Origin of the sequence: Heyndrickxia acidiproducens DSM 23148, from assembly GCF_000374345.1 — a bacterium.
GTDB lineage: Bacteria > Bacillota > Bacilli > Bacillales > Bacillaceae_C > Weizmannia > Weizmannia acidiproducens.
The window spans coordinates 1-11,855 of record NZ_KB894040.1 but is presented as its reverse complement, the minus strand read 5'-3'; the positions used below and the strand labels follow the sequence as shown (position 1 = coordinate 11,855).

The following is an 11,855-nucleotide window of genomic DNA, read 5'->3' as shown; positions in this document are numbered from 1 at the left end:
CATTTACGCCTCCACATCCGGATAGCTTTTGGGCTTTGACTTGTTTGGCAGTCTTACCCTGTAAGAGTACGCCTGATGGTATTCGTGTTCCTCGGGTCAGAATTTTGCCTCCAGCTTCCTTCAGATTCCACTTCACAATGGACACCCTTGCTCTTGGCTAATGGTTGGTCGCTATCTACCCCCATAGCGGACTTTCGCCGCCTAGCGAATCGTCATGCGCGGCGCACCAAAAAAACCGAATGAGAAACTCATTCGGCAAATAGGGGGAAAAATGAGAAAGAAACGATATACATCCAGTATTGTAACAATACAGGATACTAATACCTTACCCTGATGTCGGGATATATTATGTATACCCGGCTTCTAACTCATTAATCCTCTTTTTCGAAAAAAATTTTTTATGAATTTGAAAGAACTTTTTTCACTTGTTCTTTGACTTCATCATTGGTAGAAAGCGTGAGGACTTCCTCTGCTAATTTTTCCAAATCGGCTTTGCTGAGCCCGCGGATTTGGGCGCGTGCTTTCAAAATAGAAGAAGCGCTCATCGAAAATTCATCAAGGCCAAGGCCGAGAAGAATCGGAATTGCAATTTCGTCCCCTGCCATTTCACCACACATGCCAGCCCATTTACCTTCTTTGTGGGCTGCGTCAATGACACGCTTTACAAGGCGCAAAATGGCCGGATTATATGGCTGATACAGGTACGAAATCCGCTCGTTCATACGGTCAGCAGCCATCGTGTACTGGATCAAGTCATTGGTTCCGACGCTGAAGAAATCGACTTCTTTCGCAAAGATGTCAGCCATCACCGCGGTTGAAGGAATCTCAACCATGATGCCGACTTCGATTTTGTCAGCCACGGATACGCCTTCCTGTACAAGCTTCTCTTTTTCCTCGAGCAGAAGTGCTTTAGCCTTTCGGAATTCATCCAGATTCGAAATCATTGGGAACATAATTTTCAAGTTGCCATAAGCACTGGCGCGAAGAAGCGCACGCAGCTGTGTGCGGAAGATATCCTGCCTGTCCAGGCACAAACGGATCGCACGGAATCCTAAGAATGGATTCATTTCTTCAGGCAGCGGAAGATAAGGCAGTTTTTTGTCGCCGCCGATATCCAGCGTGCGGACAACAACCGGTTTTCCATTTAAGCCTTCAAGCACTGCTTTGTAAGCTTCAAATTGGACTTCTTCTGATGGAAGCTCGTCCCTGCCCATGTACAGGAATTCGGTACGGTAAAGGCCGACACCTTCCCCGCCGTTTTGAATCACACCTTTTAAGTCGTTTGGCGTCCCGATATTGGCAACTAATTCCACTTGATGGCCGTCTTTGGAGATGGATTTTTCGTTCACCAATTTAGCCCATTCTGCCTTTTGTTGTTCGTATTTTTCTTGTTTTTGTTTATATTCATCCACAATTTCCGGTGTCGGATTGACATGGACATCCCCATTCAAGCCATCCACGATGACAAGATCGCCGTTTTGGATATCCTGGATCGCTGTCTTCGTCCCGACAACGGCAGGAATTTCCAATGAGCGTGCCATAATCGCGGAGTGGGAAGTACGGCCGCCGACATTTGTTGCGAACCCTTTAACATACTGGCGGTTCAGCTGGGCGGTGTCAGAAGGGGTTAAGTCTTCCGCAATGACCACAACTTCTTCCGAGATCATGCTTGGATTCGGAATATCCACTTTTAACAAGTGGGCCAGGATCCTTTTTGTCACATCGCGGATATCCGCAGCACGTTCACGCATATATTCGTTATCCATTTGTTCAAACATCGTTACGTACATATCGGCAATTTCTTTTAATGCGTATTCTGCATTCACTTCATCGTCTCTAATTTTATCTTGAATCGGTGTTAGTAATTCAGGGTCGTCCAAAACGAGCAGATGCGCGTCAAAGATAGCCGCCTTGTCTGAACCCAGTTCTTTCATTGCATGCTCTCTGATCGCCTGCAATTCTGATCTGGATTCAGCCACAGCAGCTTGGAAACGGCTGACTTCATCCGCCGTATTTTGAACAGCCTGTTTATCAAAAGATAAATCAGGCTCAACTAAACGGTAGGCTTTCGCGATTGCAATCCCGCTGGAGGCTGCGATCCCTCTCAAAATGGTTGACATTATTCGCCCAGTCCTTCTTTTTTCATTAATTCGGTTAATGCATTTAATGCATCATTTGCATCGCTGCCTTCAGCAGTAATGGTGATGTCAGCGCCTTTTCCGATTCCAAGAGACATTACACCCATAATGGATTTTAAATTTACTTTCTTTTCTTTGTATTGTAATTGAATATCGGAATCAAATTTGCTTGCAGTTTGAACAAGCAATGTTGCCGGACGTGCGTGAATCCCTGTATCAGCAGTTACCTTAAATTGTTTTTCAGCCATTCGTAAAACTCCTTTACATCAATATAGTTATAAAAATAAAGCACCATACATATTTCGTCAATATTTATGAGAAATCATCCATAAAAAAGACAAATTTTGCATAATGCGGGAATAAAATAAATCCCCGTATTAGGATAACACGCCTCCACGAATAAAACAATCACTTGAATTAATCTCATTTTGCTTAACTTTTCGTGATTTTATTCGCTTTTGGAGCAAATTTAACTTCGCGGCACCTCCAAGTACTGGTAGATGACATCCCCGCCATGCTTGGCAATCCCTTTAAACTGCTTAAAATCAGGCTGGGCAACAAGCACCTTGCGAAAGGACAGGAAATCCTCCCGCTTAATCAAAAACTCGCTGATTTCCCTGTTTCTGAGCTGTGCGATTAATTTACCGGCTTCTTCTTCTGTCATTTTTCATCACCCCAAATGACATTTTACCATACCACCATCATCCCCTCCCTTCCCGTTTTAGACCTTTTATTACTTTTTTCGACAGGACCGTAATAACAACCTACTTTCCTTTGTTCACTATTTTTGAAGAAATAAACCATGCATGTTGAATTTCAAGATAAAGGTCTTGAACTTTTCAGAAAAATAGTGCAAACTGGTTACAATACTCTTTGGTTTGGGGGAATCGCAAGTGAGAAAAGCACAAATCGGTGACGTCATTGCATTTAAAAACGGGCTCTGGGGCATTGTCGAAAAAGTAAACGAGAACTCTGTCATTGTGAATTTGACTTACATGGAAAATTTCAGTGAGCTGGAATTGGAAGAAAAAACAGTGGTTAATCATAAAAATTATAAAATTATTGAACCAAGCGTCAGGAATTAATGATCTTTGAAAGCCGATTCATTAAAAAAGAAGCTGGTCCCGTTGCCAGTTTCTTTTTTAATGCATTTTCGTCCAACTTTGTGAAATTTCGAACATTATGCAGATAGGGATATTCTAATACCTTTTTGACAGCAAATTTGCTAAAATAATCTTTAGGTTGTAGACAAACCGCCGTTTTCAGGCCTGCCTTGCATGCGCTTTTATATGTTCGCCTGCAACCTGCGGAGTTATTTGCCGAACCGGTTTTTACTCCGTTTCATTCTTGTAAGCAGACATCCTAAATAGAGAATTTGCTTTTCGGGATTTTTTCTGGAGAGAGGGGATTGCATCCGTGGCAAAACTAATAATCGATACGAAATTACTGGGAAGCATCATTATTGCCCATCTTCTTTTATATATTACATTTCGGGACAGCACTGTTTTTTGGTACCTGTACACGGGCGCGATGCTGTTTCTAATCAGCTATGTTGTATTCCTTGGAAAGTCAAAAGAACACGAAAGATTTTCCTATCACCAGATTTTGTTGTACGGCATCCTGTCCGGCGTGCTGTTGTATATGATTTTCAGAATTGGCAACATGGCCTTAAACGTGCTGCCAACCAGGCTGGACAATGAAGTCATTCAGGCATACAGGAGGTTCTCCCCGCATTATCTCTGGCATTATATTTCGTTAGTCCTGATTTTAATCCCCGGGGAAGAAATATTTTGGCGGGGATTTGTCCAGGCGCGGCTGATGAAAATCATGGATGTAAAATACGCTGTCCTGCTTTCCGCTGTCATCAGCGCTTCTGTTTACCTGTACTGCAATTTGAAAATCATGATGATCATCACTTTTATTGCTTCCGTCTTTTGGGGCCTGCTGTACGCTAAAAAGCGGGACATGCCCACGCTGATTTTATCGCACCTTACTTTTGACGTCCTGCTTATTTTTATATTCCCCATTTACTAAGGCTGCTTTAAGAAAGGCAGCCTTTTTGTTTTCCAAACCCCGGCTGCAGGGAAAGCCGGGCCTTATGCCTTGATGGTTTTAATCACGAGCATCACGATAAACAGCAGGCTGAAATAGCCGAATACCGGATATAAGACTGACAATAAAGCCCCGTAATGCATGCGGCTGATCAGCGCAATCACGATTAGAATAAAAAGGAAAATCCAACTGCTCTTAACCGGCAAATAGGTTTGCAGCTGCTTTTCCAGCCCGTATACATCTCCGAGAATAGAGGTAAAAATTTCGCAGAAAATAATCATGACATAAATAAAATAGATACTTGGAAAGCTGGTCTTTACAATGTGAGCCATCGGAATCTCGAGCGAAGAAATATCCGGCAGGGTTACGAGCGAAAAATGGCTGGAGAATAATAAAATTGTTAAAAACAGACCGCCTAATATGCCCCCGAGCCGGACGGTTTTTTTATCCCCTGCTTCCGATGCGACCGGAACGAGTACCGCCTGTGCGAGTGCCAGGTTAAAAGCCGCATATGACAATGCCTGAATGACCGCCTGGACAGATTCGTGGAAATCCGGGCGCGCCCAAAAAAGCCGGGAAAAACCCTCTGTCCGGACAGACTGCGACATCAGCAGCAAATTAAACACGATCATCATCGGAACCACAAATGTATTGACGCTTAATAATCCCTTTGTTCCGGCCATCATGACAGAGAAAGTCAAAAACAGTGTAACCAGAATTCCGGTCTGGCGGCTGAGATGAAGTTGTTCTTCAAAAACAGCGCCCGCCCCGGACAGCATCACGCCGCAGACGCCGATCAGCATCATCATCATCAACAGATTGATGCCACCGGCAAGTGTCTTTCCAAATAAATACCGATTGAATTCTTCATATGACTGCGCTTTCATATCTATCGCTTTTTCCATCATGATGGTGCCCAGAACAATAAAAACCAAGCCGGCAAGGCCGATTGTAAAAAATCCGTACAATCCGAAACGGGTGAAAAATGCAGCGATCTCTTTACCGGTCGCAAATCCCGCCCCAATAATAGTTCCTATATAAACAGCTGCAATTTGGACAGCCCCTAACCATCTATTCACCACCTGCCCCCCTTTTGCATGTGAAATCGGTGGAATAGCCCTGGACGAGCCATTCCTTATCATCCTATGTTCAAGCAGGCAAAATTAGGCCAATAGTAAAAAAAGAAAAATTGGTCAAAAAAAGTCAAATAGAGTTCTTTACAAATAACAGACAGTGTTGTACACTATAATCAAAGATCAAAGTTGGTCAAACATTCATCCTGCCGATTCCGGTGCTGAACCAGATCAAAGCAGAATGTTTGCACCCCCGGATACTTTGAACTATAATAATCTTGTAAAGGTCAAAGATAGTCAAACACCGCTGTTTGGACAGCATGCTTGCAAATTTTAATACTTTGATCTATTTTTAAAGTGTGAAAGTCAAAGATAGTCAAAATCAAACTAACTTGTTAAGGAGGAATGTTTGATGTTATGTGAAAGATGCCATCAAAATGAAGCAAATATCGGCTTGCATATAAATGTGAATGGAAAAGAAAAAACATTGAACCTTTGCTCGGCATGTTACCAAAAAGAACGGGCACAGTTGGAAAATAACTGGGGAGGCATGTTTATGAACAACGGATTCGGAAACTTTGGATTCGGAGGTTTCAATGACCTCTTTAACCAAATGAACATGAACGGGTTCCAACCTGCAAACGGCGCAAAACAAACCGTGCAAACACAGTCACAGGGAGGCGGCAATCGCTTTATAGACCAGTTCGGCCGCAACTTAACGGCACAAGCCAGAGCCGGCATGATCGACCCGGTGATCGGCCGTGATGAAGAAATTGCGCGTGTGATTGAAATTTTGAACCGCCGCAACAAAAACAACCCTGTCCTGATCGGTGAACCAGGGGTTGGGAAAACCGCCATTGCAGAAGGCCTGGCTTTAAAAATTGTTGAAAACCAAGTCCCTGCAAAGCTGAAAAATAAAGAAGTCTACTTATTGGACGTCGCTTCTCTCGTTGCCAATACCGGCATCCGCGGCCAGTTTGAAGACCGGATGAAGAAGCTGATTGCAGAACTTGAACAACAGAAAAATATGCTTGTCTTTATCGATGAAATCCATCTTTTGGTCGGTGCAGGATCTGCAGAAGGCTCGATGGACGCAGGCAATATTTTAAAACCTGCACTTGCCCGCGGTGACATCCAGGTCATCGGTGCAACGACTTTGAAAGAATACCGGCAAATTGAAAAAGACGCTGCACTTGAACGGCGGTTCCAACCTGTCCAAGTAAATGAACCAAGCCTGGAAGAAACGGTTATGATTCTGCGCGGCTTAAAAGACCGCTACGAAAAATACCATCATGTCACATTTACCGACGAAGCGCTTGAAGCGTGTGTAAACTTATCGCACCGCTATATCCAGGACCGCTTCCTGCCGGATAAAGCAATTGACCTGATGGATGAAGCCGGTTCAAAATTAAACTTGACGATTACCGTTCCAAGCAAAGAAGACATTCAAAAACGGCTTGGTGAAATCGTTCAGGAAAAACAAGCTGCGCTGGCCAAAGAAGATTATGAAAAAGCAGCTGAATTGAAAAAAGAAGAAGCAAAACTTAAGGAAATGGCTGCATCTGGCAAGGAAGAATCAAAACCGGTTGTCGATGTGGGGCAAATCCAGGAAATTGTTGAGCATAAGACGGGCATTCCTGTCGGCAAGCTGGAAGCGGATGAACAGCAAAAACTGCAACATCTTGAAGAAAACCTGGCAGCAAAGGTCATCGGCCAGGAAGAAGCCGTCAAGAAAGTGGCAAAAGCGATCCGCCGTTCGCGTGCCGGCCTGAAAGCGAAAAATCGCCCGATTGGTTCATTCCTGTTTGTCGGCCCTACCGGTGTCGGGAAAACGGAATTAACAAAACGGCTAGCGGAAGAATTGTTTGGCACACAAGACGCGATGATCCGTCTCGATATGAGCGAATACATGGAAAAACACAGCGTCTCAAAATTAATTGGCGCCCCTGCCGGTTATGTTGGTTATGAAGATGCCGGCCAGTTAACTGAAAAAGTGCGCCATAACCCGTACAGCATCATCTTGCTGGACGAAATTGAAAAAGCGCACCCTGACGTCTTAAATATGTTCTTGCAAATTCTCGATGATGGCCGCTTAACGGATGCCCAGGGCAGAACGGTCAGCTTCAAAGATACTGTCATCATCATGACAAGCAATGCCGGCACCCAATTTAAGCATAAAGAAGTCGGATTCACCAAGAGCGAAGCCATTAAAGAATCAAATATTTTAGGCTCTCTCGGCGATTTCTTCAAACCGGAATTCTTAAACCGTTTTGACAATATCATCGAGTTCAAATCGCTTGAAAAAGAAGATTTGATCAAAATTGTTGATCTGATGCTGAAAGAACTGTATGAAACATTGGCCGAACAAGCCATCCATCTTGACGTAACAGAAGAAGTAAAAGAAAAAATTGCAGAACTCGGCTATGACCCGGCATTTGGCGCCCGCCCGATCCGCCGTGTAATCCAGGATAAACTTGAAGACCAAATCGCAGACTTTATCCTCGACCATCCGGAAGATAAGAACTTAAAAGCGGATGTCCGGGACGGGGAAATTACCATTGCTGTAAAATAAGGCTATTTTAAAAAGCAGTATGCATGAATTGCATACTGCTTTTTATTGTTTACAGGCAAAAACAGTGCGCCGAAAACGGAGGCCGGCGCCGTTTCTTTGATAAGGTGCCGGGCAACCCCGGCCAAGGTCCTGATAGATCGCCCCTATATAAAAGAACCGGCACGGCCGCTTTCAAATACTTATGGGGATTTGCCTTTTCTAGTACGGTAAGCCGTTTTGTTTCACACTGTTGGCGGAGTTTATTTGGTTGATGGAATTTCCAGTTGAAGGAAGTATTTCCTGGTGCTTGTTCTTAAACAATCTGTTGTGTTTTTTGGCTCTTTTTCATGTCAAGCAGATTCGGGCGATGTACTTTTTCGTACAGAATAAACGACATTTCCCTGATGATGGTCATTTCAGAATAGTTTTGATGCTGTTTGCGGTAATTCTCAAATTCATTCATCAACAGATCCAGCTGCTGGCTGCACTGTATGGTTTTTTCATGCGTTAAACCGAACTCTTCCCCCAGCCTCATCATTTCCTGTCGTTTTTTCTGTATCTGTAATAGATACTTGTTCACCTCAGAATTTTTATTGTCCACTTTCAACTTCTCCTTTGCTTCTCTTTTTGTCCTTTTTATATCATCTGTTGATCTTTCAGCATTTTTCCAGATTTGTGAGATTCTACACATGGAACCCGCCACGGTTCTTTCAATTTCGAATCATTACTCAAGCATTATCGCAGGTCCTGACGAAAATGTAAATAGATTCGCAATATTAGACAAAAGTTGACCCGCCTTTTTTATAAATCCTGTAAAATTCAACGGTCTTTGACAGCATTATTTTTATAGCGGAATTTGAAAAAAAGAAAAAAAGAAAAACAAAAAAGGCGGGACAGCTTCCGCCTTTTTGGCTTAAAAATGAGTACCGGCAAACAAATTTAACGCTTTTATCCGGTCGGCCGCCTCTTTCAGCTGCTGATTTGATGTCAGCAATCCGGCGCGCACAAATCCTTCCCCGTGCTCCCCAAAGCCAATCCCCGGGGCAACTGCGACATGCGCCCTTGTCAGCAGTAAGTCTGCAAAACTTTCTGAAGTATAGCCATTTGGTACTTTCAGCCAGGCAAAAAAGGAGCCTTTCGGTGCATCAACATCCCAGCCAATGGAATGCAAGCCGCCAATTAAAGCATTTCTGCGCGATTCGTAGCGCCGTACCAGTGCTTCCACACAATCCTGCGATTCGAGCAAGGCTGCGGCCGCTGCTTCCTGGATCGCCCCAAATAAACTGACATACATGTGATCCTGGATCAAGTTAATGCTTTCGATCACGCTCGGATTGCCGATTGCAAAAGCAACGCGCCAGCCTGCCATATTGTATGTTTTGGATAAAGTATAAATTTCAATGCCAATATCTTTCGCGCCTTCTGACTGCAGAAAGCTGACCGGTTTCTTTCCGTCAAAACCGATCGCACCGTACGCGAAATCGTGGACTACGCAAATTTTATGCTTTTTCGCAAAAGCAACTGTATCATCGAAAAATGTTTTCGTTGCGACTGCACCTGTCGGGTTGTTCGGGTAATTTAAAAACATGCATTTTGCTTTTTCGGCTGTTTGTTCCGAAACGGCATTGTAATCGGGCAAAAAGCCGTTTTCGGCAAAGAGCGGCAGCATTTCCATTTTTGCCCGGGCAAGCGCTACGCCTGACCAGTAATCAGGATAACCCGGATCCGGAAGCAGCACTGTATCACCAGGGTTTAACAGGCATTGCGGAATTTCCACTAAGCCGGTTTTCCCGCCAAATAAAACGGCAACCTCTGTTTCCGGGTCGACATGAACACCGTACTCCCTGCTGTAAAATGCAGCAATCGCTTCTTTTAAATAAGGATAGCCGCGGAACGGGGAATATTTATGGTTTTCCGGGTTCAGCGCCGCCTCCTGCAATTTGCGGACAATGTGGGGCGGTGTAGGCTGATCCGGATTGCCTTGCCCGAGATTGATGACATCGTGCCCTTCCGCTTTCACTCTCTCCACTTTTGAAACCAGGGTTGCAAAAAATTGTGTCGGCAGTGACTGAAGAACTTTTGATTGTGGAAAATGATACATTTAACTTCACCCTTTTATGTATACTCGAAAAATTCAACTTTTCTTGCTTAATAAAAAATGTTATAACGAAATAGTAGGTTTGTAAAGTGAAATTTATAACAAATTCAAAATGAGGGATCCGTGTGAAAAGAAAAATTGCCTGTATTCAAATGGATGTGAAGTTTGGAAATAAGGAAGCGAACTTTGAGGCAGCCCAAAAATGGATTGGGGAGGCGGCCGCTGCCGGATGTGATCTTGCCGTGCTTCCTGAACTGTGGACAACAGGTTATGACCTTACCCGTTTAGCGGAATTGGGCGATGAGCATGCGCAGCAATCCATTCAATTTTTAAGTGACTGTTCCCGAAAGTACGGTATTGACCTTGTTGGCGGTTCCGTTGCCAGCAAAAAAGCAGAAAAGTATTATAACACCATGCTCGTGATCAGCCGCAGCGGACAACTCGTAAAACAATACAGCAAAATCCATTTGTTTCGATTAATGGATGAACATTTATATTTAACCTCCGGCGCAACAGACGGCGTGTTTCAATTGGAAGGAGAAACTTTTGCCGGAGTCATCTGTTATGATATCCGGTTTCCGGAATGGATCCGCAAACAGGCTTTACTGGGGGCAAAAGCGCTGTTTGTCTCTGCCGAATGGCCGCTTGCACGATTGAACCACTGGCGGGCACTGTGCATTGCGCGGGCGATTGAGAACCAGTGCTATGTCATTGCCTGCAACCGCTCCGGCAGCGACCCGGCTAACATTTTCGCCGGCCATTCACTGATCATTGACCCTTGGGGAAAAGTGGCCGGAGAAGGAGGGGAAGAGGAAGAATTGGTCACCGCTGAAATGGATTTGTCTCTGATTGAAGAAGTACGCAGCAGAATCCCGGTATTTTCGGACCGGCTCCCCGATTTTTATTAACGTTTGCGAACGTATGCGAAACCATCACCAAAACGGCCGGGTGCGCTTTGCGTGCCCGGCCGTTTTGGTCCAGCTGCAGGCGCTATCGGCTCGGGGTCAACTGTTCCGGCCCCACCTGAAGTCAAAGGGCTGACTTCGTTGGTGCCGGCCCAGTTGCCTGTCGCCGATGGGCAAGCGCCCTCCGCTTTTCTTTGTCCGGCTGCGGGCTTAGAATTCGTATCCTTCCAGTGCCAGCAGTATTTCTTTTTTATCCAGTTGGCTGCCGGCATACCCGGTTAATGAACGGTCCTTGCCAATCACACGATGGCAGGGGATGATGATTGGGATTTTATTTTTCCGGTTCGCCTGCCCGACAGCCCGCACCGCTTTATCCCTGCCGATAGCTGCAGCAATATCGGTATAGGATCTCGTTTCGCCAAAAGGAATTTTTTTAAGCTGCGACCAGACTGCAACTTGAAAAGCAGTCCCTTCTAAAACAACCGGAACATCAAAATGTTTTCGCTTTTTTTCAAAGTACTCCCGGAGTTCCCTGACAGCCTGTCGTAATACAGGATGCCCGTCTTCATGGATTCCTGCCTTTTCGCCAAAGCAGATAGACATCACTCCCCGGCAATCGGCCACAATCGTTAAAGGGCCAACCGGGCTGTCCATACATGTTACTGCCATTTTTATCACCTAGCCAATTTGGGTGGGCAGGTAAATATGAAATGTCGTTCCTGCCCCCACTTTGCTTTGAACATCAATACTTCCTTTATGCTCTTTAATAATTCCTGAATCCGTGACGAAATTTTCATTCAATCTCGAAAAACCCGCATGAAATCTAGTATAATATGGACAGAGTTCCATTTTAACCAATTCCACAATCAGGTGATTTCATGAAAAAGTTTATTATAGAAGCTACGAATGAACGAATTACTGCCCAAGCAGGATTAGCTATTGTAGGAAACCTACTAAATCAGACAAATTTAGATTCAAAGTTAAATGCCTATAAATTACCAAATATTTCTCGTAACCCTGAATATTCAAATGGTGATG

General features: G+C 44.4%; 11 protein-coding genes. 4 read left to right on the top strand and 7 right to left on the bottom strand.

Annotated features, from left to right (window positions below; genetic code table 11):
• Positions 1-398: 398 nt before the first annotated feature.
• The 3 genes from ptsP to C232_RS0116845 all read right to left on the bottom strand — a co-directional run bounded on the left by ptsP (position 399) and on the right by C232_RS0116845 (position 2,802).
• On the bottom strand, positions 399-2,120 hold the full coding sequence (gene ptsP, locus C232_RS0116855) for a phosphoenolpyruvate--protein phosphotransferase (protein WP_018665325.1): 1,722 nt from the start codon (positions 2,118-2,120) through the stop codon (positions 399-401).
• Complete coding sequence (locus C232_RS0116850) at positions 2,120-2,386, bottom strand: phosphocarrier protein HPr (protein ID WP_018665324.1); 267 nt, start codon at positions 2,384-2,386, stop codon at positions 2,120-2,122. The genes ptsP and C232_RS0116850 overlap by 1 nt, the downstream gene beginning before the upstream one ends.
• Positions 2,387-2,607: 221 nt before the next feature.
• On the bottom strand, positions 2,608-2,802 hold the full coding sequence (locus tag C232_RS0116845; RefSeq protein WP_018665323.1) for a hypothetical protein: 195 nt from the start codon (positions 2,800-2,802) through the stop codon (positions 2,608-2,610).
• 229 nt (positions 2,803-3,031) lie between these two features.
• On the opposite strand from C232_RS0116845, the gene C232_RS0116840 reads away from it, so the two are divergent.
• Both C232_RS0116840 and C232_RS0116835 read left to right on the top strand, forming a co-directional pair.
• Complete coding sequence (locus C232_RS0116840) at positions 3,032-3,223, top strand: YkvS family protein (protein WP_018665322.1); 192 nt, start codon at positions 3,032-3,034, stop codon at positions 3,221-3,223.
• A 331-nt stretch (positions 3,224-3,554) separates the two neighbouring features.
• Entirely contained in the window at positions 3,555-4,172 is a 618-nt protein-coding gene (locus C232_RS0116835) for a CPBP family intramembrane glutamic endopeptidase (protein WP_018665321.1), read from the top strand.
• Positions 4,173-4,234: 62 nt separating this feature from the next.
• Here C232_RS0116835 and C232_RS0116830 read toward each other — a convergent pair whose 3' ends face one another.
• On the bottom strand, positions 4,235-5,269 hold the full coding sequence (locus C232_RS0116830) for a YkvI family membrane protein (protein WP_018665320.1): 1,035 nt from the start codon (positions 5,267-5,269) through the stop codon (positions 4,235-4,237).
• 406 nt (positions 5,270-5,675) lie between these two features.
• Between C232_RS0116830 and C232_RS0116825 the strand changes: the two genes are divergently transcribed.
• The gene (locus tag C232_RS0116825) at positions 5,676-7,835 is read left to right on the top strand and encodes an ATP-dependent Clp protease ATP-binding subunit (protein WP_018665319.1); all 2,160 of its coding nucleotides are present in this window, start codon (positions 5,676-5,678) and stop codon (positions 7,833-7,835) included.
• A 292-nt stretch (positions 7,836-8,127) separates the two neighbouring features.
• On the opposite strand, the gene C232_RS0116815 is transcribed toward C232_RS0116825, so the two are convergent.
• Positions 8,128-8,415, bottom strand: a complete 288-nt coding sequence (locus C232_RS0116815) for an aspartyl-phosphate phosphatase Spo0E family protein (protein WP_040400257.1) — start codon at positions 8,413-8,415, stop codon at positions 8,128-8,130.
• A gap of 312 nt (positions 8,416-8,727) precedes the next feature.
• Complete coding sequence (locus C232_RS0116810) at positions 8,728-9,915, bottom strand: pyridoxal phosphate-dependent aminotransferase (RefSeq protein ID WP_018665316.1); 1,188 nt, start codon at positions 9,913-9,915, stop codon at positions 8,728-8,730.
• 122 nt (positions 9,916-10,037) lie between these two features.
• Between C232_RS0116810 and C232_RS0116805 the strand changes: the two genes are divergently transcribed.
• Entirely contained in the window at positions 10,038-10,820 is a 783-nt protein-coding gene (locus C232_RS0116805; protein ID WP_018665315.1) for a carbon-nitrogen family hydrolase, read from the top strand.
• A gap of 207 nt (positions 10,821-11,027) precedes the next feature.
• On the opposite strand, the gene C232_RS0116800 is transcribed toward C232_RS0116805, so the two are convergent.
• Positions 11,028-11,486, bottom strand: coding sequence for a methylated-DNA--[protein]-cysteine S-methyltransferase (locus C232_RS0116800; RefSeq protein WP_018665314.1), 459 nt, complete (start codon positions 11,484-11,486; stop codon positions 11,028-11,030).
• Positions 11,487-11,855 lie beyond the last annotated feature (369 nt).